Genomic DNA, 22,777 nt, shown 5'->3' on the forward strand with positions numbered 1-22,777 from the left:
ATAACAGTTATTTCCTACTATGTCTATGGGCCTGAACAGAATTCACATTCCGGACACATATCAAGTGCAAAAGCGGCGCGGCCACCCCTCCGCCCCGCATGCAAAAGCGGCGCGGATTTCCCCGCGCCGCTTTGTTGCGTCAATCTCAGATGATATATTTGTGGATACGCTCCGGCAGGTCCGCCTTGTCGCAGGAAACGGTGAAGGTCATGGTCGCGCCGTTTTCATCGGTCAGCTTGACCAGTTTTTCCACCATCAGCGCGAACGCCAGGAAATCTTTGCCGCCAACCTTAAAGGTCGCGTCGACGAAAACCTCAGTGATATCATAATTGCCCGCGAAAAGGCCCGCGAAGAAGCCATAGAATGCGTCAAAGCCGCTGACCGCATAATGGTCGATATCGATCAGCCGAGCCTGATGGCTGATATCAAACGTCAGGGTGTTTCCTTTCTCCACGCACACAACATTGCCTTTGGAAGTTTTGACCGCGTCGTTTGCCATATTGATCAGGGTTTTGGTTTTTCCGGAGCCTTTGTTGCCGACGATTAATTTTATCATGTGAAATTCCTCCAAATGCTTTTATTTGAACGCCCTGCGGCGAATCCTACAAATTTTCCTTTGCTTTTCACTTCAGTTTCGCTTCCAGCTCGGCTTTCCGGCTTTCATAACCCGGCTTGCCAAGCAGCGCGAACATATTCTTCTTGTAGCTTTCCACGCCCGGCTGGTCGAACGGGTTCACCCCGAGCAGGTAACCGCTGATGCCGCAAGCCTTCTCGAAGAAATAGACCAGGTAGCCAAACTCGTGTTCATTCATTTCAGGGATCTCGAGCACCATATTCGGCACGCCGCCACCGGTATGCGCCAGGATGGTGCCCTGCATCGCCTTTTCATTGACCACTGACATGTTCTGGTTCGAGAGGAAGTTGAGTCCGTCGAGGTTCTCCGGGTCGTCCTTCACAAAGAAATCCCTCTGCGGCCTTCCGATGCTGACGACCGTCTCGAACATCAGCCGGCTGCCCTCCTGGATAAACTGACCCATCGAATGCAGGTCGGTCGAAAAGACCACCGAGGCCGGGAAAAGGCCCTTGCCGTCCTTGCCTTCGCTTTCACCGAACAGCTGCTTGTACCATTCGTTCATCAGGGTAAACGCGGGCTCGTAACTGACCATCAGCTCGATCTTCTTCCCCTTGCGGTAGAGGATGTTGCGCAGCGCAGCGTAGCGGTAGCAGTCGTTCTTTTCGAGATCGTCCGCCGCCAGCGCGTCCATCGCTTCCCGCGCGCCCGCCATGACCGCGTCAATGTCGATGCCCGCGACCGCCATCGGCAGAAGGCCCACCGCGGTCAGCACCGAATAGCGCCCGCCCACATCGTCCGCGATGACGAAGGTCTCATACCCTTCGCGGTCGGAGAGCTCCTTGAGGGTGCCGCGCGCCTTATCGGTGGTGGCGTAAATGCGGCCCTTTGCCTCCTCTTTGCCATAGCGCTGCTCAAGCAATTCGCGGAAAACACGGAACGCCAGCGCGGGCTCGGTGGTGGTGCCGGATTTCGAGATGATGTTGACCGACACCCGCTTGCCCTCGCAGAGCCCCAAAATGGTGTTCAGGTAGTCGGCGCTGATGTTGTTGCCGACAAAATAAATGTCGGGGGTATCCTTTTTCCGGTTGTTGTAAAAAGGGCTTTTCAGCAGTTCGAGCGCGGCGCGTGCGCCGAGATAGGAGCCGCCGATGCCGATGACCACCAGGACATCGGTATCCGACTGAATTTTTTTGGCCGCCGCCTTGATGCGGGCGAATTCCTCCCTGTCATAATCGCGGGGCAGGTTGACCCACCCGAGGAAATCGCTGCCGAGGCCGGTACCTTCGGTCAGCGTCCGATGCGCGGCTGAGACCTGCGGCGCGATCGCCTGCAGTTCATGGTCGCTGACGAAGCCGTTCAGATGCTTGGTGTTCAGCTTCACTGCCATGCTCGCTTCATTCCTTTCCTTTTGGACTTTCCGGGAAGACATTGTACAATTCGCACAACCCATTGTGGATTGGCTAGGATTCTTCTTGCACACATTGTACCCTATTTTGCCCGTTATTTCAAGTCGCCTTCTGTCTTTTTTCAAAAATCCGCAGCAAGTTTCCGCATGGATCGTTCAGAATGAAAGGGTTGCCCCGGGCGGCAGGGCGGCCCGCCTGTTCCGGGGCTTTTACAAGTTACATCTGGATAAGGCGGTTCAGCAGCTGGGCCAGCGCCCGCCCAATCGTCATCTCCTCAACCGCATCGGCCGCCACAAGGTTATATTCGCAGAGTTTTTCGCCATTCACGCTGACAGCCACCTTGCCGAGCAGCTGCCCGGACTCGACCGGGGCCTGCACATCCGGCAGGATCTCCACTTGCTGCTCGACCTTATCCTTATCCGACGAGCGCACCACCACCGCTTCGGGCTGTTCGCTCACCACTTCGACAAACGGATCAACTCCGCCTTTGACTTTCACCGGTTCCACCCCTTCCACAACCGGCAGTTCCACCCGCGCGAAGTTCGCAAATCCGTAATCGAGCAGGCCGCGCGCCGCTGAGAACCGTTCGGCTGAGGTGGGGCTGCCGAGCGTCACCGCGACGAGCGACATGCCGTTTCTGGTGGCGCTGGCCGAAAGGCAGCTGCCCGCGCCGTCGGTCGTTCCGGTTTTGAGACCGGTGCAGCCGTCGTAGAAGCGGACCAGTTTATTCGTGTTGACCAGCTGGGTCTTTCCGCCGCGCAGTTCCCCCATCCAAACGCTTGAGTATTCGGTGATCTTCGGGTGGGAAAGCAGCGCCCGGCTCATGGCCGCGATGTCCCGCGCCGTGGTCAGATGGCCTTCGGCGTCTAAGCCGGTCGCGTTCACAAAGTGGGTGTTGGTCATGCCGAGCTCCTGCGCCTTCGCGTTCATCTGCTCGACGAAGGCCTCCTCGCTGCCCGCCAGGTATTCACCCAGAGCCACCGAGGCGTCGTTCGCGCTTGAAATGGCGGCGGCCTTCAGAAGGTCGTCAACCGAAAGCTGTTCACCCGCCTCGAACCAGATCTGGCTGCCTCCCATCGACTGGGCGTGCTCCGAACAGGTCACCATATCGTCAAGCCGGATGCGCCCGGAATCCAAAGCTTCCATCACAAGCAGCAGGGTCATCACCTTGGTGATCGAAGCGGGCGGAAGCTGTTCGTCCGCGTTTTTCTCAAAAAGCACCCGCCCCGACTGCTGCTCGATCAGGATGGCCGATTTCGCGGGCAGGCTTTCGTCCGCTTTCGCGGCCGCCTCGAGCGCACCCAGATCCGCTTGGTCCTCCGCAAATACAGCGGTCCCATTTATCACCATCAATACGCATAATAGGATTGCCATGATCCGTTTTTTCATTCGCGCACACCTCTCACCTGTAAAGTAATACATGTGTATGCGCGTGCCAGCCGCAAAAATGCCGCCGGAGGCGGCCCGCATGCCGCAAAAACAAAAAGCAGCGGCCGCGCCGCTGCTTTTTCGTGCTTTTTTCCGTTTCTCGCTTATTCTTCCACCGCGAAGCTTTTGATTTCGCTTAAAAATTCCGGGCAGTCGTCCGAATAGATTTCCATCTTGATCGGTTTTGCCAGATCGAGCGAGAAGATGCCCATGATCGATTTCGCGTCAACCGCATAGCGGCCCGAAACCAGATCCACGTCGAAATCGTATCTCGAAACAGTGTTCACAAAGTTTTTCACGTCGTTGATGGTGTCAAGTTTGATCATTACGGATTTCATAGTGATGTCCTCCTTCTTCCCAGACATACTTATTTCTATTTTTACCACAAATACACTATATCAGTCCGGTTTATTTAAGTCAACTGCTAATTGTATTTGTTCCAAAAATTCATTATAATATGTGTATAATCCGCTTAATATCAATTTTCAATTGTGAAATTTGCATATGAAATATTTGACTTTTTTAGATGGAGTTACCAATGAAAATTGCTTTTTTTACCTTGGGCTGCAAGGTCAACCAATATGAGACGCAGGTTTTGACCCAGCTTTTTTCGGCCGGCGGCTACGAGATCGTCCCGCATACCGCGAAAGCTGATATCTACCTTGTCAACTCCTGCACCGTCACCGCGACCGGCGACAAAAAGACCCGCCAGATGCTGCGCCGTTTCAAAACGCAGAACCCCGCCGCCCGGATCGTGCTGACCGGCTGCTTTCCGCAGGCGTTCCCCGACGCGGCCGAACGCCTCCCCGAAGCCGACGTCATCACCGGCGCGCGCTCCCGCGGCCGGATCGTCGGGCTGGTCGAACAAAACCTCACCACCGGCGAACGCATTGTCGCAATCACCCCGCACGAACGCGGCGAATCCTTTGAGACGATGCACGCCGACCGTTTTTCCGAACGCACCCGCGCCTTTGTCAAAATTGAGGACGGCTGCGAACGCTACTGCTCCTACTGCATCATCCCAACGGCGCGCGGGCCGGTCCGCTCAAAGCCGCTTTCCGACCTGCAAAACGAGCTTTCCGGCCTTGCGTCGGCCGGTTACCGGGAGGTGGTGCTCGTGGGGATCAACCTCTCCTGTTACGGCAAGGAGTTCGGCCTGCGGCTGATCGACGCGGTTGAATGCGCCTGCGCGGCCGAGGGGATCAGCCGGGTGCGGCTCGGCTCGCTCGAGCCGGAGCTGCTGAGTGAATCCGACATCGAACGGATGAGCCGCCAGCCGAAAGTCTGTCCGCAGTTTCACCTCTCGCTGCAAAGCGGCTGCGACGCGACGCTTCGGCGGATGAACCGCCATTACAACACCGCCGCGTACGCCGCGATCGTTGCAAATCTGCGGCGGCATTTCGAGAACTGTGCCATCACCACCGACCTCATGGTCGGATTCCCCGGCGAGACCGAGGAGGAGTTCGCGCAGTCGCTCGCATTTGCGGAAAAAATCGGGTTCGCAAAGGTCCACGTCTTTGCCTATTCGGTGCGGCCCGGCACCCGTGCAGCCGCGATGCCCGACCAGGTCCCGGGCCCGGACAAGGAGTCCCGCAGCAGCCGGATGATCAAAGCGACCGACGACGCGCGCGCCGCGTTTCTGCGTACGCAGGTTGGTCAGACAGCCTCCGTCCTGTTTGAAAACCGTCTCAAAGACGGATTTTACGAAGGATATACCGAAAATTACACACCTGTGCGGGTCCTGTCGCCCGGCGACCTGCGCGGACAGGAGCGCCCCGTCAGCATTGTCGCGGCTTATTCCGACTGGTGTGAAGGCGCGCTCGCCGATTGACTGAAAGAAGGAAGCATGAAACGGCCGCCGGTTTCCGGCGGCTGGACATACAGAAGTTGGAGGGAATTACATGAGCGTTTATCGAATCTATGTGGAAAAAAAGCCGGAATACGCCGTCGAAGCGGCCGGGGTCCTCAGTGACCTGCGCACCGCCCTGATGCTCGACTGTGTGACCGGCGTGCGGGTCATCAACCGCTACGATGTCGAGGGGATTGACAAGGCGGACTTCGACGCCGCGCGCGACACCATCTTCTCCGAGCCGCAGGTCGATGTGACCTATGACGGACTGCCCGATTTCGGGCCGGATGCGCAGGTCTTTGCCGTCGAGTACCTGCCCGGCCAGTTCGATCAGCGCGCCGACAGCTGCGCGCAGTGCATCTCCCTTTCCACCGCCAGGGAACAGCCGCTCGTGCGCACCGCGCGGGTCTATGTTCTGAGCGGCAAAATCTCCCCCGAAACGCTCGCCTCCATCAAGCACTATCTCGTCAATCCGGTCGAGAGCCGACTCGCTTCCTTGGACAAGCCTGAAACGCTCGATGTGAAATATGAGATCCCCACCACCGTCGAGACGCTCTCTGGCTTCACCGTGCTCGACGAAAAAGGGCTCGCGGACTTTGTGAAGCGATACGGTCTTGCCATGGACGAGGCGGACATCGCCTTTTTGCAGGCGTATTTCCGTGACGAGGAAAAACGTGACCCGACCATCACCGAGATCCGTATGATCGACACCTACTGGTCGGATCACTGCCGCCACACCACCTTCCTCACCAACATCCAAAACGTCCGGATCGATTCCCCCTATATTCAGGAAAGCTTCAACAAATACCTTGCGCTGCGTGAAAAACTTTACGCGGGCAAAGAGAAACCGATGACCCTGATGGATCTCGCCGTCATCGGCGCGAAGGCGCTGAAGGCCGAGGGAAAGCTCGCCGACCTCGATGAGAGCGACGAGATCAACGCCTGTACGGTAAAAATCAAGGTCGATGTGGACGGCGAGGACCAGGACTGGCTGTTGCTCTTTAAAAACGAAACGCACAACCACCCGACCGAGATCGAGCCGTTCGGCGGCGCCGCGACCTGTCTGGGCGGCGCGATCCGCGACCCGCTCTCCGGGCGCAGCTACGTCTACCAGGCGATGCGGGTGACCGGCGCGGCCGACCCGACCGTCCCGCTCTCCGAAACGATGAAAGGCAAGCTCCCGCAGCGCAAGATCACCACCACCGCGGCGGCTGGCTATTCCTCCTATGGCAACCAGATCGGCCTTGCGACCGGGCATGTGGCTGAAGTCTATCATCCCGGCTACGCGGCCAAACGGATGGAGATCGGCGCGGTGGTAGGCGCGGCGCCGGCCAAAAACGTCATCCGCGAATGCCCCGACCCGGGCGACATCGTCATCCTGCTCGGCGGCCGGACAGGCCGCGACGGCTGTGGCGGCGCGACCGGCTCCTCCAAGAGCCACACCCTGCAGTCGCTCGAGAGCTGCGGCGCCGAGGTCCAGAAAGGCAACCCGCCGATCGAGCGCAAACTCCAGCGCCTTTTCCGTGACGGCGAGGTCACCCGCCTGATCCGCCGCTGCAACGACTTCGGCGCGGGCGGCGTTTCGGTCGCGATCGGCGAACTGGCTGACGGGCTCGAGATCAATCTCGACGCGGTCCCGAAAAAATATGACGGCCTCGACGGCACCGAGCTGGCGATCTCCGAGTCACAGGAACGCATGGCAGTGGTCGTCGCGCCCCAAAACGTCGAAAAATTCATTGCCGCCGCCCACCGGGAAAACCTGGAGGCCACCGTCGTGGCAAAGGTCACGGCGGCTCCGCGCCTGGTGATGCGCTGGAACGGCAACACCATCGTCAACCTCTCCCGCGCCTTCCTGAATTCAAATGGCGCGGCCAAGTACACCGATATCGAAATCACCTCCCCGCGCGAGTTCGAACGTTTCCGTTCGGAACGCCCAATCAAGGAAAAATGGGCAAAAGCCATGCAAAACCTCAACGTCTGTTCCCAGAAGGGGTTGGTTGAACGCTTTGATTCGACGATCGGCGCGGGCAGCGTGCTGATGCCGTTCGGCGGTGAAACGCAGCTTTCCCCGGCGCAGGCGATGGCCGCCAAAATCCCGGTGCTCGGCGGCGAGACAACCACCGCCTCGGTCATGGGCTGGGGCTTCAACCCCGACCTTTCGGCGGCAAGCCCGTACCACGGCGCGGCCTGCGCGGTGGTCGAATCGGTCGCAAAGGTCGTGGCCGCGGGCGGCAGCTATAAACATTGCTGGCTCACCTTCCAGGAGTATTTCGAGCGCACCAAAAATGATCCAAAACGCTGGGGCAAGCCGATGGCCGCGCTGCTCGGCGCGCTGGAAGCCCAGCTCGGCCTTGGGACCGGCTCGATCGGCGGCAAGGACTCGATGTCCGGCAGCTTCGAGCAGCTCGACGTGCCGCCAACCCTCGTTTCATTCGCGGTTTCAACCGCCTATACCGGAAATATCGTCTCAACTGAATTTAAACAAATCGGACATAACGTCTATATCATTACTCCCTGTTATGACGAAAACCGGATGCCCAACTTCGACAGCGTGAAACAGGTCTTTGATACGGTCGAATCGCTCATCGCCGGCGGCAAGGTTGCCGCCGCCTGGACGCTCGGTTACGGCGGCGTCTGCGAGGGCGTCACCAAGATGTGCTTCGGCAACCGGCTCGGCTTCGACTTTTCCGCCACCTTCGACGACGCGGCGCTCTTCGAGCCGCTCTATGGCGGTTTTATCCTCGAAGCCAACGAACCACTCGAAGGCCTGCCCTGCATCGGCACTGTCTCGGGCGCGTATGCCATCCGCTACGGCTTTGATCTCATCCAGCTCGATGACATCCAGGAGATTTGGGAGGAAAAATTACAAAAAGTATTTCCCTATCTGCTGCCCGCCGAGCAGCAGGAGGTTCCTGCCTACCGCTGCGAGGCGAAGGAGCGGATCACCGCCAAAACCAGCATCGCCAAGCCACGCGTGCTGATCCCGGTCTTTCCGGGCACCAACTGCGAATACGACACCGCCCGCGCCTTCGAGCACGCCGGCGCCGAGGCCGAAATCTTCATCGTGCGCAATCTCTCGGCCGCCGATATCGCCCAGAGCGTGCAGGCTTTTGCCGAAAGCATCGCCAAAAGCCAGATCATCGCCCTGCCGGGCGGATTCTCGGGCGGCGACGAGCCGGACGGCTCGGCCAAGTTTATCACCGCGTTCCTGCGAAACCCCATGATCCGCGACGCGGTCATGGAGCTTCTGCAAAAGCGTGACGGCCTGATGTGCGGCATCTGCAACGGCTTCCAGGCGCTCATCAAGCTCGGCCTGGTGCCCTATGGCGAGATCCGCGATATGGACGAAAACTGCGCCACCCTCACCTTCAATACGATCGGCCGCCATCAGTCGGGGCTGGTGCGCACCCGCATCGCCTCCAATAAGTCCCCGTGGCTGTCCGGCATGCAGGTGGGCGATATCCACACCATCCCCATCTCCCACGGCGAAGGCCGGTTTGTCGCGCCGCGCGATCTGATTGCGAAGCTCGCTGAAAACGGCCAGATCGCAACCCAGTATGTCGATCTCGACGGAAAACCGTCGCTCGATATCCGCTTTAACCCGAACAATTCTTTCGACGCAATCGAGGGCATCACCTCGCCGGACGGACGGGTATTCGGCAAGATGGGCCACAGCGAGCGCACCGCCCCCGACCTCTACCAGAACGTATCCGGAAATAAATTCCAGAACATGTTTGGCGGCGCGGTGGCATATTATAAATAACCATAAACGCAGTTCGGGCCGCGGCAAACTTCCGTTTGGCGCGGCCCGGGTATTTTCTGAATTTTTCGGAGGCGTCCATGAAAAAGCGCAAACCACTTCTGATCCTCGGCGCAGCTGCCGCCGTCCTGCTGCTCGGCGTGTGCGGCTGGCTCATCTGGAAATACTATCCGGTGATCCAGAACCTCACACAGCCGGAAAATATGGCGGCGTTCCGTGAAAAGCTCTCCTCTTTCGGCGTTTTCGGAATCCTTGCGCTTTTCTGCATCCAGGTGCTGCAGGTCATTTCCGGCATCATCCCCGCCCTGCCCATCCAGATTGCCGCCGGCCTCACCTACGGCGCGCTCGGCGGGCTGGCCATCTGTCTTTTTGGCATCTTCTGCGGCAGTACGCTCGTCTTTGCGGCGGTCAAAAAATATGGCCAGCCGCTGGTTGACAAGGTCTTTCCACCTCAAAAACAGCAGAAGCTCTCCTTCCTCTATGACGCCGACCGGCTGGGCATGATCGTATTCATCCTCTACCTCATCCCCGCGATGCCAAAGGACGTCTTTACCTACATCGCGGCGCTCACCCCGCTCACCCTGCGCCGCTACCTTTCGCTCACGCTCGCCGCGCGGGTGCCGACCATCCTCTGTCTGACCTTTGCGTCCGACGCGCTGATGGACGGCAATTATCTGCGCGCGGTGGTCGTTTTTTGCATCTCCGCGGCGCTGGGGCTTTGCGGGATGCTCTTCAGCAAACGGATTATGGAATGCCTCCGGCGTTTGCGCAAAAGCAGGTAAAGCACAAAAAAGGACGGGCCTCCCCGTCCTTTTCCACTTGCATTTTCCTTTATCTTCCGCTATAATAGGCATAAGGCAAACAAGATATGCAAAGCAGCGGTACGGAGCAGCAACTCCGTACCGCCTGTACACGGAGAAGGCCCTCCATATACAACGTTACCGCACTTTGCCACATTATTATACCTGCTTTTTCGGTTTTTCGCAAGAGGGAGACAATTTTTTACCGGGGCACGGGTATCGAGGTGGTTTTAGGAAGGTCAGGCGCTGGTATGGAAAAGTTTCCGTATCTGCGTCTTTTTGTTTGCCTTGCGGGCTCGTGGCGGCGGGGGACCGGCGTCTCCCCAAGCGTCCTCCTTCCCCGCCGCCGCGCAAACCCGTCAAGGCGAAAACAAAGCCCCCTGCTTTTCAGCAGGGGGCTTTCGGTTTCTCTGCAAACAGCTCCAGGCAAGGCAACCCTTTTTCTCCCACCATCCGTTCAATATGCGCGGCCCACATTTTCCGCCATCCCATAACCGGGGAGCGGAAAACGCCGCATTCAGTCCTGAGCTGACCGTTTATTGGGGAGCGGGCAGCGGCACAAGTCTCGAAGTCTAAGGGCACGGCCGCCGCTTTGCTTTGCGGCGGCGGGGGTCGCGGGGAACTCCCCGCGCGTGTTCTTTCCCCCATTTCTTGCACGAGCAAGAAATGGGGTCCGGGCGCGCGAAGGGCGCATTCCCGCGTCAATCACAGCGCCTTGAGCGGCAAAATCTCCTGATACATCGCATGGTATTTCGGCGGGATCACCTTGTCAAGATGATAGCTGCCGAAGAACCAGTGCTTATAGCGGACCTGCTGGGAAACCTCATCAAAAAAGGCCGCCAGCTGGTTGACATGGGCGCTGTCCATATCCAGAAAGCTGTTCACAATCGACGAGGCCGTGTGGGTGACGATGTAGTCCACCACGTTTCCGTGCTTCTCCAGATTCTCCCGGGCATGGCCGAGCTCCTCCTGGGTGGGCAGTTCCCCCGGCCACCAGGTCTCCCCCTGCACGCGGGTATCCATATCCATGCTCTCGCCGCCGCCAAAGGCGAAAATCGCGTCGCTTTCAATCGTATAGATTTCCCCGCGCAGCAGCTGATAACAGTTCCCGCTGATCTGGCGCGCCTTCCCGCCGGAGTAGTCCACTTCGGGATACTGCGCGAGCAGGTCGAGATTGTCATGGGTTCCCTCGACAAACAGGACGCTGTACGGCCGTTTGCCAAGCCACTTGAGCATCTTCTGCTCCTTTTTGGAGCCGTCCCACACAAACCCGAAATCGCCGCAGACGATCAGGGTGTCCTGCTTTTTTAGCTGTTTGGCCGCCCTGCTTTTCAGCCGGGTCGCATCGGCATGCATGTCTCCGGTTACATAGATCATATTCTCTCCGGCGTCAATCCGCCGTTCCCCTCCATAGGATCAATTTTTTCTCATTTTCCCACAGCCGCGTTGATCGCCTGTTCGAGATCGGCAATCAGGTCCTTGGGGTCCTCCAGGCCGATCGAAAGGCGGATCGTCTCCGGCGTGATCCCGCTTTCCGCGAGCTGTTCGTCCGAAAGCTGGCTGTGGGTGGTGGTCGCCGGGTGAATCACCAGCGAACGCACGTCGCCCACGTTGGCTACATGGGTGAAAAGCCGCAGCGAGTCGATGAATTTCGCGCCGGTCTCGCGGCCGCCCTTGAGCCCAAAGGTAAAGACGCCGCCCGCGCCTTTCGGCAGGTATTTCTGCGCCCGCTCATAATACTTATTCGAGGCAAGCCCCGGATAATGCACAAACGAAACGTTCGGGTTCTGTTCCAGATACTCCGCGATTTCGAGCGCAGTGTCCGAATGGCGGCGCATGCGCAGCGAGAGGGTCTCGATCCCCTGCATGATCATCAGCGCGTTGAACGGCGCGCAGCAGGCGCCCAGGTCGCGCAGCATCAATACGCGCAGGCGGGTGATAAACGGCGCGTCGGTGTCCGCGAAGACCACGCCGTGGTAGCTCACGTCCGGTTCGTTGAAGAGCGGGAACCGGGGGTTCCCCTTGAACTGGAAGGTGCCCGCGTCGGTGATGACGCCGCACATCGAGGTGCCGTGGCCGCCCAGGAATTTGGTGGCCGAATGCACCACCATATCCGCGCCGAATTCGATCGGGCGGATAAGGTACGGGGTGGTGAAAGTGCTGTCCACGATGAACGGAATCCCGTGCTTGTGGGCAATGGCGGCAATCGCCTCGAGATCCGCTACATTGGCGTTCGGGTTGCCGACCACCTCGACAAAGAAGGCTTTGGTCTTGTCGGTCACGGCCGCTTCCCACGCGCCCAGATCGTCCGGATCGACGAATTTGACCTTCACGCCGAGCCTGCCCAGCGTAATCCCCATCATGTTGATCGCGCCGCCGTAGATGCAGATCGAGGAAACGATCTCGTCCCCTTCCGAAGCGAGGTTCAGAAAGGTGTTGAACATGACCGCATGGCCGGACGCCATCGCGAGCGCGCCCACGCCGCCGTCAAGCGCCGCCACACGGCGCTCCATCGCATCGACTGTCGGGTTCATAAGCCGGGTGTAGATGTTCCCGGCCGCTTTCAGCTCGAACAGCTCCTTGGCATGTTCGGTGCTGTCAAAGGTGTAGGCGGTCGCCTGATAGAGCGGCAGGTTCACCGCATGGGTGACCGGGTCCGGCTCGGTGCCCGCGTGCACCATCAGGGTATCAAATCCATAATTTTTATCCGCGAAATCCAGCATTGACATTCCCTCCGTTTATTCGACAAAATTCATCTTTATGCCCTTTTCTTTTGGACGGGTTTTTGGTATACTATTTGTAGATATCGGTTATTCTACCATATGTATGGGTATTATTCTAGCACAATTTTTCTGTTCCTGCAATTGGGATTGTCAATTGCAGTTTCGCTTTTGGCGCCGCCTGAATCCCGCCGCAAGGCTGCGCGTCTTTGATTCCCGCCCCGGCAGCGGAGGATTGGTATTTGGATATGAGGAAAAAAATCGCGTCCCTTCTGACCGTTATTATACTTTGCACGGCCCTGCTCACTCCGGCGTCCGCTTCTTCCGCAGCGGCCAACTACCCGCCGCCTTTCGCCGATGAGCTCTACTGCCAGGCGGTCTATATGCTGAACCTCGATTCGAATTCCGAGGTTTTTGCCAAAAACGAACAGGCGCAGATGAATCCCTCTTCGCTCAATAAAATCATGACCTGTATCCTTGCGCTCGAAGAGGTCGCCGACCCGGACACCGAAACCACCGAACTAAAAGCCTACATCCAAAACGAGCTTTATAACCTGGGCGTCACCCAATTGGGCGGCATCTACATGGGCGAGCCGATGACCATCCGGGATCTGATGTACGCCATGATGCTCCAGTCGGCCAACGAGGCCGCGATGATGATTGCCGACTATATCGGTGACGGGGACATTCCATATTTCTGCGAGCTGATGAACAAAAAAGCCAAGGAGATCGGCGCAAAGAACACCAACTTTGCCAATCCCACCGGGCTTTACGCGGAGGAGAATAAATCCACCGCCTATGACCTGGCGCTGATCGTCCAGTACGCGATGCAGAACCAGGATTTTGTGGATATCGTCACCACCCGCACCTACACTTCACAGCCAACCCCCAATTACCCCAACGGCATCTCCTGGGTTTCCAACAACCAGATGCAGAACCCCAGCGACACCGATTATTACTACGAGGGACTCAAAGGAGTCATCCCCGGCGCGCTCACCGAGCTCAATATGCGCAACTTCGCATCGGTCGCCACCCGCGACGGCTACAGCTACCTGCTGGTCGTACTCGGTGCCCCGATCACCAATGAGGACGGCGAGCGCTATAAGACCAACCTCGCCTGGTTTGATACCAACCGGCTCTACAACTGGGCGTTCGAAACCTTCCGGGTCAAGACGCTGATGGACATCGGCGAGGAGGTCGCGGAGGTCGGTGTGCGGCTCTCATGGGACAAAGACCACATCAAGCTGCTGGCCGCGGATAAATTCGCCTCGTTGGTGCCCAACGAAACCACTGAGGACAGTCTCGAGACTTTCGTCGAGATTGACAAAAAGTACACCGAGGTCCCGGTGAAAGGGAAAAAAGGCGAAAACAGCCCCGACACTGAGAAGTTCATCGACGCGCCGGTGAAGAAGGGCGAGGAGATCGGCCATGTCAAACTGATGCTCGCCGGCGAGGAAGTCGGACGGGTGCGTCTGGTGGCTGCTGAAAGCGTTGAGCAAAGCAAATGGCTCTATTATGTGGATAAGGTCAAATCTTTCACCAGCAATTTCCTGTTCAAGTTTGTGCTGACCTTCCTCATTGTGCTGGTCGTTTTGTATATCGTCCTGATGATCATCCGCAACCGCAACCGGCGCCGTTACCAGATGCGCCGCCGCAAGCCTCCCGCAAGGTGATAAAATGGAAAACTTCCGGCGCGCATTTACCCGCCGGAAGTTTTTTCTTTGTACAGATGCAGGAAATGGCCGGGAAATCTTCACTCTATGGGTGAAGGGCCCAATCGTTAAGGAGGAAAAAATGATGAAAAGATATGCTTCTATCGCATTGGTACTGCTCACCGTGCTGACGCTCCTGCTTTCAGCCTGCGGCGGTTCAGGCTATGATTCTACTGCGACGGCATCCGCAGCGCCCGCCGCCATGAGCATGGCTTCCACCGCTCCGCAGGCGTTGGCGGCAGACAACGGGTTCTATTCCGGGGATATTTACGACGAAGAAATGGCGGTGGCTGAGTCCGCCGACGCGGACTACGCCGAGGACGACGCGGCGCGCGGCGGCGATGTGCTTGCCGACCGCAAAATCATCAAAAACAGCTATCTCACCCTGGAAACCAAGGAATTTGACAGCGCAATCACACAAATTACCGCACTCGTCAAGGAAAAGGGCGGCTATATCGAGAGTCAAAGCGCCGATGGCATCAGTATGACCTACCGCGGCGACTACTATGAACGCTACGGCAACATCACCGCGCGCATCCCGGCGGAAAAGCTTGACGAAACAGTGAACACCCTTGGGACCCTCTGCAACGTCGTCTCGCGCAGCGAAAACATGGACGACATCACCGACACCTACTTCGACGCACAGGCGCGCCTCAATTCGCTTAAAGTCCAGGAGACGACCCTGCTCGACATCCTTGCCAAAGCGGAAAAACTCGAGGACGTCATCACCCTGCAACAGGCGCTCGCCGAAGTGCGCTACCAGATCGAGTCGCTCACCGCGCAGCTGGGACGGATGGATAAGCAGGTCGCCTATTCCTACCTCTACATAGAACTGCGGGAAGTCGTCGAATATAAAAATGTGACCACCGCGCCCAAGACTTTCGGCGAGGAGGTCTCCGCCGCGTTCCAGCGTTCGGTCAGCAATCTGCTCCGTTCCTGCAAAGGGCTGATTCTCTTTGTGATCGAGGCGGGCCCGGTCCTGCTCTTCTGGGCGGTGATCATCCTTGTGATTGTGCTCGCAATTGTGAAGCTGACCCGCACCATGCAGAAACGCCGCGAAGCCAAACGTGCGAAAAAACTTGCCGCGAAAGAGCCCCCAGCACCCACTCCGCCCACGCAAGGCTAACTTTATCCGCATAAAACCCAAAGGCGGCGGCCGCATTCCTGCGGCCGCCGCCTTTTTGGAGGACGCGAACAAAAACGCCTCCCGCTTTTGCGGGAGGCGTTTGAAAGACGGATAAATTACTTGAGTTCGACAGAAGCACCCGCATCTTCGAGTTTCTTCTTGATCTCTTCGGCGTCGGCCTTGGAAACAGCCTCTTTGACCGGCTTCGGCGCGTTGTCGACCAGATCCTTCGCCTCTTTGAGGCCGAGACCAGTGATCTCCTTGACCAGCTTGATGACGCCCATTTTGGAAGCGCCGGCAGCAGTCAGGATGACGTCGAATTCGCTCTTCTCCTCAGCGGCAGGAGCAGCGGCGGCAGCGCCACCCGCGACCATAACCGGAGCGGCGGCGGAAACGCCGAATTCTTCCTCAATCGCCTTGACCAGCTCGTTGAGCTCGAGGACTGTGAGGGTTTTGATATCTTCTACAAACTTCAAAATTTTCTCAGAAGCCATGATAAGTTACCTCCTATTAATTCAAATATGATTTAAAATGATGTGCCGTCCGATTATTCGGCGGCGGGAGCAGCCTCGGCCGGAGCTTCGGCAGCAGGAGCGGCTTCCTCGGCGGGAGCGGCCTCTCCAGATTTCTCGGCGATCGCATTGAGCGCGACGGCCAGACCTCTGATGTTGCCCTGCAGCGCGCTGCACAGCATCGAGAGCAGAGCTTCGCGGCTCGGCAGTTTGCCCAGTTCCGCGACCTTCGCGGCGTCGATCACGCCGCCGTCAACAAAGCCCGCTTTGACGACGAATTTGCCCTTGCTGTCCTCCGCGTATTTGGTGAGGATCTTCGCAGCGGCAACCTGATCGCCTTCACTGGTCGCAAGCGCGGTGGTGCCTTCCAGCACGGAATCGAGCGCCTCATAACCGACCTCTTTCGCAGCGAAGCGGAGCATCGAGTTCTTGACGACCGCGTATTCCACGCCGGCTTCCCTGAGCTCTTTACGCAGCTTGGTGTCATCGGCCACATTGATGCCCTTGTAGTCGACCACGACGCCCGCAGCAGCGTTTTTGAGTTTCGCAGTCAGTTCTGCAACTGTCTGCTTTTTCTGTTCGAGAATTTTCTCGCTTGGCAATTTATTCACCTCCAAGTCATTTGCACGAATCTATAAAGAAACAAAAAAGCCCTTCCCATTGCCGGGAAGAGCATCAAACATTCATACGCGCAGCGCGATGACGGTATTGAGCGCATCTCCTCGGCAGGCGGGACAAACCCTTTATGTCTTTACGACACCTGCTGTCTTTGGACAGCTTTTATATTTTAGCATCTTTGTGGGGGCATGTCAAGTATTTTTGAAAAGGCAAAAATAAAAGCCGCCCTGCGGCGGCTTTTATCACGCTGCGCCGTTCATCAGGGAGACGAACATGGAGCACAGGTAAAACAATTTATCAGGGGATATGCGTTTCTTTCTTTTGTTCTCCATCCCAGCCGGTCAATCCATGCCGGATGAGAAGTTCAGCCAATTTAGCTCGTGTCATATTTGGGAACTGCTCTTTTTGAAGCGTTTCCAGTTCGGACTCGGTTTCCGGGTCCAATGTCACGAAAATTTGCTTTTTTGTCATGCTATCCCCTCTTTGGTTCATTGGTTCACTGCATATTTACATTATATCAGTTCACCGGTTCACTGTCAAGCTTTTTTCAGTGAATCACTTGCAAAAAGGACATCCTTCTGTATAATGAAATGGGAGGTGAAGATATGGCAACGGAAAAGCCGCGTTTTACGATCTCAGTCGATGAGGCGCTGTTTGAGCAGATTGAGGACTTCCGTTTCAGTAACCGATATCAGACCCGCGCCGAGGCCACTGCCGAACTGATTCGTCTTGGCCTCAAATATCTGAAGGAGCATCCCGATGCGCCGAAATAAAAACCGGGACGGATCAACGCTCCCCGTCCCGGCGCAACAAAAAAATCCCCGCCAGCGGCGGGGATTTCCTTTTTTCAGAAGTTTAGACGAAACGTCCGGGATTGATCTTGATGCCAGGGCCCATGGTGGTGGCAACCACGCAGGAGCGGACATACTGGCCCTTCGCAGCGGCCGGTTTCGCCTTGACGATCGCGCCCATCAGGGTGTCGAAGTTCTCCTGGAGCTTCTCAGCGCCAAAGGAGACCTTACCGATCGGGCAGTGGATGATGTTGGTCTTGTCGAGACGGTATTCGATCTTACCGGCTTTCGCGTCGGTGACAGCCTTCGCGACATCCGGGGTGACCGTACCGGCCTTCGGGTTCGGCATCAGTCCACGGGGACCGAGGATTTTACCGAGGCGGCCGACGACGCCCATCATGTCAGGAGATGCGATGACCACGTCGAACTCCATGAAGCCTTCCTTCTGGATACGCTCCATCAGGTCTTCGGCGCCGACGATCTCAGCGCCGGCATCGGTGGCGGCCTGCGCCTTGTCGCCTTTTGCAAAGACGGCTACGCGAACCTTTTTACCGGTTCCGTTCGGCAGGACAACCGCGCCGCGGACCTGCTGGTCAGCGTGACGGGAGTCAACGCCCAGACGGACATGGACTTCGACGGTTTCGTCAAATTTTGCTTTGCCGGTCTTGGTGCAAAGCTCCAAGGCTTCGGCCGTATCGTACAGCTTGAGCTTTTCAACAAGCTTTGCGCTGTCGGAATATTTTTTACCGTGTTTCATTGAATCATTTCCTCCTTAGAGTGGTAATTAGCGGATTTTTCCTCCCACCCGGGCGCTTAGTCTGCTACTTCGATTCCCATGCTGCGGCAGGTACCGGCGATCATGCTGATCGCGGAATCGATATCGGCAGCATTCAGATCGCGCATTTTGGTTTCCGCAATCTTCTCGAGCTGGTCGCGGGTGATCTTGCCAACCTTGTTCTTGTTGGGGACACCGGAACCGCTCTGCAGGTTGAGCGCCTTCTTGATCAAAACAGCCGCAGGCGGCGTTTTGGTGATAAAGCTGAAGGAACGGTCGGCGTACACGGTGATGACGACTGGGATGATGAGACCGGCATCGTTCTTGGTACGCTCGTTAAAGTCCTTGGTGAAAGCCATGATGTTGACGCCGTGCTGACCCAGCGCAGGGCCTACCGGCGGAGCAGGCGTTGCTTTGCCTGCCGGAATTTGCAGCTTGATATAGCCGACTACCTTTTGAGCCATTGATAAAGCACCTCCAAAATTAGTGGTTCATTTCGGGGCGGATAAAAATTGCCGCCCCTCCCACAAGCCGGTTCACACCGGCTCATACCGGTCCGGCGCGGGTTGTGGCGCCGGAGCCACTGCCGGATTTTCACCGGCTTCCTCTGAAAAAAGATTAATCCAGCGGCTCTATCTGATCAAGTTCAAGCTCGACGGGCACATCTTTGCCCATCATCGAAACGGTCACCCGGACAAGCTGATTGGGCAGGTCGATCTCGTCGACCGTGCCGATGAAGCCCTCCAGGTATCCGTCGTTGACCCTGACGGAATCGCCCACTTCAAAGTTGACCTCAATATTCTTCTGCTCGACGCCCAGACGGCTGACTTCCTCCTCGGTGAGCGGGACAGGCTTGCTGCCCGGGCCCACAAAGCCGGTCACGCCGCGGATGTTGCGCACAACATACCAGCTGTCGTCGGTCATGATCATCTTCACCAGCACGTAGCCCGGAAAGATCTTGCGTTCAACTTCGCGTTTTTTGTTGTCCTTAATCTCCGTAACCGTCTGCGTGGGGACCTTCACCTCGCCGAACAGGTCGTGAAGCTTCCGGTTTTCCACCGCTTTTTCGATGTTCGAGGCCACCTTGTTCTCATAGCCGGAATAGGTGTGCACCACGTACCATCTCATAGAGTCAGACATGTTTTACCTCCCCACACAAAAAGATCCGTTTCCTCCGGCATCATTAAAAAGATAATGGTGTTCCCGTCAGAATTGAAAGGAAAAGCTTGATGAGGAAGGTCATGATCGTGTCGAAGCATCCGATGAACACGGACGAAATCAGGACAACCACGATAACAATACCGGTGTTGTTGATAATCTGGCTTTTGCCGGGCCAGACCACCTTTTTGACTTCGCCTTTAATGTCCCTGAAAAAGCGTTTTGCCCTTTCGATGAAGCCGGGTTTTTTCGCGGCTGCGTTATCTGCCATAATGTGACCCGCCTTTCATCCTTACTTCGTTTCTTTGTGAAGGGTGTGTTTCCGACAGAATTTGCAGTATTTGTTCATTTCGAGCCTGTCGGGATCGTTCTTCTTGTTTTTCATCTTGTTGTAGTTGCGCTGCTTGCACTCTGTGCAGGCCAGAGTAATTTTTACTCTCATTTTTCGGCACCTCCTGATTTTACCGGATTTTTTTGCCTCCCTCGTAAAGGAAACACTGGTTTTTGGACATAAAAAAATAACCCTTTTAGAGGTGTAATTATTGTATCATAACGAGCATGGCTCGTCAAGCCCTTTGTTATGCGGTTTTGGGGAATATTTTTTTGTTTTCCGGCGCTGGGCGTTCACTTTTGCGGGGGCGCCGGGTTATTGGTGCGTCCAAGCAGATAATCAGTGCTGGTTTTGTAGTAATCCGCCAGCACCAGCAGGTGCTCGACCGGGATCGTCCGAAAGCCCCGCTCATACCGGGAATAGACCGTCTGCGTGATCATCAGGATTTTGCTCACCTGCTCCTGGGTCAGGTCATGGTCGGTCCGCAGGTCCTTAAGCCGCTGGAAATACATAAATGATCCCCCCTGTGAATATTTTATGTAAGTACCAAACGGAACTAGATGTGCCAATACCATACGGTACTATTTCAGGAACGTGCGCATCCCGCCCGTTGCAAATCCCCCCGCGCACCGCCCCGAACATGGCGAAACATGCAAAAATCGCATTGGAAACACCTCATAATTCTAATTGCGGTCTATTGTGAATTATGTTAGAATATAGATTGAATTATTATGTGATTAAGATAAGAGGGAACGCTTTTGGAAAAGAAAACCGTCGCAGTCATTTTCGGTTCCGTTTCAAGTGAATATGAGGTTTCGCTGCGCTCCGCAACCTCGGTGCTGCAGAATATCCCCCGCGACCGCTATGACGTCGTCATGCTCGGCATCACAAAGGACGGCCGCTGGTATGAATACACCGGTGACGTAAGCCTCATCCAGCCGGACAAATGGCTCGAAAGCGGCCATGTTGTCCCCGCGATCCTTTCCCCCGACCGCGCGGCGGGCGGCATCACCCGCTTCACCCCGCGCGGCCCGGAGAATGTAAAGATTGACGCGGCCTTTCCGGTGTTGCACGGCGAGCACGGCGAGGATGGCACCATCCAGGGGCTCTTCGAGATGGCTGGCATCCCCTATGTGGGCTGCGGCGTGCTCGCTTCCGCCGCCTGCATGGATAAGGACGTTTCCCACATCCTGCTCGAGAGCGCCGGCATCCGCACCAATCCATGGGTCACGCTCACACGGGCGGACTGTGCGCGTTTTGGTGAAATCGAGCCGGCGCTCGCGGAAAAGCTCGCGTATCCGATGTTCGTAAAGCCCGCCAACACCGGTTCTTCGGTTGGCGTGAGCAAGGCGTGCGACGCGGCGGCGCTGCGCGAGGCGCTCGAGTGCGCCTTCCGGTACGACCGCAAAGTGCTGGTCGAAAAGACCGCCGTCGGCGCCGAGGTCGAATGCGCGGTGCTCGGCAACTACGGCGACGCGGCCGCCTCGGTGGTGGGTGAGATCGTCCCGCATCATGAATTCTACGACTATGAGGGCAAATACCTCGACGATTCGACCGATCTTTATATCCCGGCGCGCATCCCGCAGGAAGTCTCTGAAAAGATCCGCGAAACCGCTGTCAAGGCATTCGCGGTCATGGGATGCACCGGGCTTGCCCGGATCGATTTCTTCGCGGAGGCGGACGGCGGCGTCATCCTCAACGAACTCAATACCATCCCGGGATTCACCTCAATCTCGATGTACCCCAAGCTTTTTGCGGCGTCTGGAATTCCTTATCCCGAACTGATCCACCGGCTGATCCAGCTTGCAATTGCGAAAAAAAACTGTTAAAACGCAAAAAAATTCACCATACTGAAAGGAGGGTTTCCCGATGGACAACAGGGCGATTGGTATTTTTGACTCGGGGCTCGGCGGGCTCACCACCGTCAAGGAGCTGCGCAAGCTTCTGCCGAACGAACACCTGATCTATTTCGGCGATACAGGGCGGATGCCCTATGGAACACGCGGGCGGGAACTCGTTCGCAAATACGCCGCACAGGACATTCACTTCCTGCAGCAGTTCGACGTCAAAATGATCATTGCCGCCTGCGGCACGGTCAGCGCGACCATTACGCCGGAGATGGTCAAATCGATCGGGGTCCCCTTTTCCGGCGTTGTGCTTCCCGCCGCGCAGGCGGCCTGTGCGGCCTCCACCGGCGGACGCATCGGCGTGGTCGGCACTCCCGCGACCGTCCGTTCGGGGGCTTACGGCCGCGCAATCCGCAATATTTCGGCTGACATGCGGGTTTTTGGCAGCGCCTGTCCTCTGCTTGTACCGCTCGTGGAAAATGGATTCATCCAGCCGGACAACCCGGTCACTCGCATGGTGGCCGAGCGTTACCTGAAGCCGATCATCGAAGAGCAGGTCGATACGCTCATCCTGGGCTGCACCCATTTTCCCATCATCTATGACATCTTCAACCAGCTTCTCAATTACAAGGTCACCCTTATCGATCCGGGCAAGCAGGTTGCCCGCTGGGCACAGTCCTTCCTGGCAAGTGAGGACCAGCTGGCTGAAGGAGCGGGAAAATGCGAATTCTATGTGACCGATTCAATCGACAACTTCAGTGATATTGCCGGGATTTTCCTTGGCAGCGATCTGACCGGGCAGGTCACTCAGATCGATATCGACGCGGTCGAAATCTGACCCCGCCCGCAAATCCCAAAAACATCCGAGAAAGCGCTGTGTGAAACGCCTTCCCGGGGAGGAATCAGGATATGAAAAAAGACGTAGTGATCAAAATCAAGGGCGTTTACCGCCAGGACGGCGACGAGGACCAGGTCGAACTGTTCACGACCGGCTCTTACTATAAGCGCAACGGGCATTATTACATCGCTTATGACGAATCGGAAGCCACCGGATTTGAAGGCGCCCGGACGGTGCTCAAGGTGGAGGACAGTGAGAAGGTCACCCTCACCCGTTCCGGAGGACACGCCCGTTCCCAGCTCATCGTAGAGCGCGGCGTGCGCCACCAGTGCCATTATGACACCGGCTACGGTCCGATGATGATCGGCGTTTCCGGCGACCGGATCGTTTCCGACCTCACCGACAGCGGTGGGAATCTGGAGTTTGCCTATTCGCTCGACGTCAACACCCTGCTTGCCAGCGAAAACGCTGTTTTTATCAATGTGCGCGAACAACCCCAATAAATGAAAATCATAAATAATAGGATGTGTAA

General features: G+C 56.9%; 24 protein-coding genes and 1 other annotated feature. Of the genes, 9 read left to right on the plus strand and 15 right to left on the minus strand.

The window, feature by feature from the left end; all coding sequences use genetic code 11:
- Positions 1-145: 145 nt before the first annotated feature.
- The 4 genes from DWV16_RS05045 to DWV16_RS05060 all read right to left on the minus strand — a co-directional run bounded on the left by DWV16_RS05045 (position 146) and on the right by DWV16_RS05060 (position 3,746).
- The gene (locus tag DWV16_RS05045; protein ID WP_066452947.1) at positions 146-556 is read right to left on the minus strand and encodes an ATP-binding protein; all 411 of its coding nucleotides are present in this window, start codon (positions 554-556) and stop codon (positions 146-148) included.
- A 67-nt stretch (positions 557-623) separates the two neighbouring features.
- Complete coding sequence (locus DWV16_RS05050) at positions 624-1,961, minus strand: glucose-6-phosphate isomerase (RefSeq protein WP_118478003.1); 1,338 nt, start codon at positions 1,959-1,961, stop codon at positions 624-626.
- 235 nt (positions 1,962-2,196) lie between these two features.
- The gene (locus DWV16_RS05055; RefSeq protein WP_118478005.1) at positions 2,197-3,369 is read right to left on the minus strand and encodes a D-alanyl-D-alanine carboxypeptidase family protein; all 1,173 of its coding nucleotides are present in this window, start codon (positions 3,367-3,369) and stop codon (positions 2,197-2,199) included.
- Between the two features lie 143 nt (positions 3,370-3,512).
- The gene (locus DWV16_RS05060) at positions 3,513-3,746 is read right to left on the minus strand and encodes an HPr family phosphocarrier protein (RefSeq protein WP_066452943.1); all 234 of its coding nucleotides are present in this window, start codon (positions 3,744-3,746) and stop codon (positions 3,513-3,515) included.
- A 200-nt stretch (positions 3,747-3,946) separates the two neighbouring features.
- On the opposite strand from DWV16_RS05060, the gene mtaB reads away from it, so the two are divergent.
- The 3 genes from mtaB to DWV16_RS05080 all read left to right on the plus strand — a co-directional run bounded on the left by mtaB (position 3,947) and on the right by DWV16_RS05080 (position 9,799).
- Complete coding sequence (mtaB, locus tag DWV16_RS05070) at positions 3,947-5,239, plus strand: tRNA (N(6)-L-threonylcarbamoyladenosine(37)-C(2))-methylthiotransferase MtaB (protein ID WP_118478009.1); 1,293 nt, start codon at positions 3,947-3,949, stop codon at positions 5,237-5,239.
- A 70-nt stretch (positions 5,240-5,309) separates the two neighbouring features.
- Entirely contained in the window at positions 5,310-9,020 is a 3,711-nt protein-coding gene (locus DWV16_RS05075) for a phosphoribosylformylglycinamidine synthase (RefSeq protein ID WP_118478011.1), read from the plus strand.
- Between the two features lie 77 nt (positions 9,021-9,097).
- The gene (locus DWV16_RS05080; protein ID WP_066452938.1) at positions 9,098-9,799 is read left to right on the plus strand and encodes a TVP38/TMEM64 family protein; all 702 of its coding nucleotides are present in this window, start codon (positions 9,098-9,100) and stop codon (positions 9,797-9,799) included.
- 723 nt (positions 9,800-10,522) lie between these two features.
- On the opposite strand, the gene DWV16_RS05085 is transcribed toward DWV16_RS05080, so the two are convergent.
- Both DWV16_RS05085 and DWV16_RS05090 read right to left on the minus strand, forming a co-directional pair.
- Entirely contained in the window at positions 10,523-11,194 is a 672-nt protein-coding gene (locus tag DWV16_RS05085) for a metallophosphoesterase (protein ID WP_066452936.1), read from the minus strand.
- A gap of 50 nt (positions 11,195-11,244) precedes the next feature.
- A complete protein-coding gene (locus DWV16_RS05090) occupies positions 11,245-12,540 on the minus strand; it encodes an O-acetylhomoserine aminocarboxypropyltransferase/cysteine synthase family protein (protein WP_066452931.1) in 1,296 nt (431 codons plus the stop codon).
- 245 nt (positions 12,541-12,785) lie between these two features.
- Here DWV16_RS05090 and DWV16_RS05095 point away from each other — a divergent pair, with 245 nt between their 5' ends.
- Positions 12,786-14,210, plus strand: coding sequence for a serine hydrolase (locus DWV16_RS05095; RefSeq protein WP_147349425.1), 1,425 nt, complete (start codon positions 12,786-12,788; stop codon positions 14,208-14,210).
- A gap of 121 nt (positions 14,211-14,331) precedes the next feature.
- Positions 14,332-15,375: a DUF4349 domain-containing protein gene (locus DWV16_RS05100; RefSeq protein WP_158572782.1), complete on the plus strand. Its 1,044-nt coding sequence runs from the start codon at positions 14,332-14,334 to the stop codon at positions 15,373-15,375.
- A gap of 116 nt (positions 15,376-15,491) precedes the next feature.
- Here the strand turns inward: DWV16_RS05100 and rplL are convergent, their stop codons facing one another.
- The 3 genes from rplL to DWV16_RS18980 all read right to left on the minus strand — a co-directional run bounded on the left by rplL (position 15,492) and on the right by DWV16_RS18980 (position 16,976).
- Positions 15,492-15,869 (minus strand): 50S ribosomal protein L7/L12, encoded by a 378-nt coding sequence (gene rplL, locus DWV16_RS05105; RefSeq protein WP_066452926.1) that lies wholly within the window; start codon positions 15,867-15,869, stop codon positions 15,492-15,494.
- 53 nt (positions 15,870-15,922) lie between these two features.
- Positions 15,923-16,489: a 50S ribosomal protein L10 gene (gene rplJ / locus DWV16_RS05110; RefSeq protein WP_066452924.1), complete on the minus strand. Its 567-nt coding sequence runs from the start codon at positions 16,487-16,489 to the stop codon at positions 15,923-15,925.
- Positions 16,490-16,522: 33 nt separating this feature from the next.
- Positions 16,523-16,678: a sequence feature (ribosomal protein L10 leader region), on the minus strand.
- 124 nt (positions 16,679-16,802) lie between these two features.
- Positions 16,803-16,976, minus strand: coding sequence for a hypothetical protein (locus DWV16_RS18980; protein ID WP_158572783.1), 174 nt, complete (start codon positions 16,974-16,976; stop codon positions 16,803-16,805).
- A 134-nt stretch (positions 16,977-17,110) separates the two neighbouring features.
- Here DWV16_RS18980 and DWV16_RS19295 point away from each other — a divergent pair, with 134 nt between their 5' ends.
- Positions 17,111-17,278 carry a hypothetical protein gene (locus DWV16_RS19295; protein ID WP_195376704.1) on the plus strand — a complete coding sequence of 56 codons (168 nt, stop codon included), beginning with the start codon at positions 17,111-17,113 and terminating at the stop codon, positions 17,276-17,278.
- An 82-nt stretch (positions 17,279-17,360) separates the two neighbouring features.
- On the opposite strand, the gene rplA is transcribed toward DWV16_RS19295, so the two are convergent.
- The 6 genes from rplA to DWV16_RS05140 all read right to left on the minus strand — a co-directional run bounded on the left by rplA (position 17,361) and on the right by DWV16_RS05140 (position 20,072).
- Complete coding sequence (gene rplA, locus DWV16_RS05115) at positions 17,361-18,053, minus strand: 50S ribosomal protein L1 (protein WP_066452920.1); 693 nt, start codon at positions 18,051-18,053, stop codon at positions 17,361-17,363.
- A 56-nt stretch (positions 18,054-18,109) separates the two neighbouring features.
- On the minus strand, positions 18,110-18,535 hold the full coding sequence (gene rplK, locus DWV16_RS05120; RefSeq protein ID WP_066452917.1) for a 50S ribosomal protein L11: 426 nt from the start codon (positions 18,533-18,535) through the stop codon (positions 18,110-18,112).
- A gap of 154 nt (positions 18,536-18,689) precedes the next feature.
- Positions 18,690-19,211 carry a transcription termination/antitermination protein NusG gene (nusG, locus tag DWV16_RS05125; RefSeq protein WP_066452915.1) on the minus strand — a complete coding sequence of 174 codons (522 nt, stop codon included), beginning with the start codon at positions 19,209-19,211 and terminating at the stop codon, positions 18,690-18,692.
- 43 nt (positions 19,212-19,254) lie between these two features.
- The gene (gene secE / locus DWV16_RS05130; protein WP_066452914.1) at positions 19,255-19,500 is read right to left on the minus strand and encodes a preprotein translocase subunit SecE; all 246 of its coding nucleotides are present in this window, start codon (positions 19,498-19,500) and stop codon (positions 19,255-19,257) included.
- A gap of 21 nt (positions 19,501-19,521) precedes the next feature.
- Entirely contained in the window at positions 19,522-19,671 is a 150-nt protein-coding gene (gene rpmG / locus DWV16_RS05135) for a 50S ribosomal protein L33 (protein ID WP_016317424.1), read from the minus strand.
- Between the two features lie 182 nt (positions 19,672-19,853).
- Positions 19,854-20,072, minus strand: coding sequence for a helix-turn-helix domain-containing protein (locus DWV16_RS05140; RefSeq protein WP_066452913.1), 219 nt, complete (start codon positions 20,070-20,072; stop codon positions 19,854-19,856).
- A gap of 246 nt (positions 20,073-20,318) precedes the next feature.
- Between DWV16_RS05140 and DWV16_RS05145 the strand changes: the two genes are divergently transcribed.
- The 3 genes from DWV16_RS05145 (at position 20,319) to DWV16_RS05155 (ending at position 22,748) form a co-directional block, all read left to right on the plus strand.
- Positions 20,319-21,389 (plus strand): D-alanine--D-alanine ligase family protein, encoded by a 1,071-nt coding sequence (locus DWV16_RS05145; protein ID WP_118478017.1) that lies wholly within the window; start codon positions 20,319-20,321, stop codon positions 21,387-21,389.
- A 40-nt stretch (positions 21,390-21,429) separates the two neighbouring features.
- Positions 21,430-22,245, plus strand: coding sequence for a glutamate racemase (murI, locus tag DWV16_RS05150; protein WP_066452911.1), 816 nt, complete (start codon positions 21,430-21,432; stop codon positions 22,243-22,245).
- Positions 22,246-22,316: 71 nt separating this feature from the next.
- Positions 22,317-22,748, plus strand: coding sequence for a DUF1934 domain-containing protein (locus DWV16_RS05155; RefSeq protein WP_066452909.1), 432 nt, complete (start codon positions 22,317-22,319; stop codon positions 22,746-22,748).
- Positions 22,749-22,777: the final 29 nt, after the last annotated feature.

Origin of the sequence: Anaerotruncus sp. AF02-27, assembly GCF_003465835.1 — a bacterium.
Lineage (GTDB): Bacteria > Bacillota > Clostridia > Oscillospirales > Ruminococcaceae > Anaerotruncus > Anaerotruncus rubiinfantis.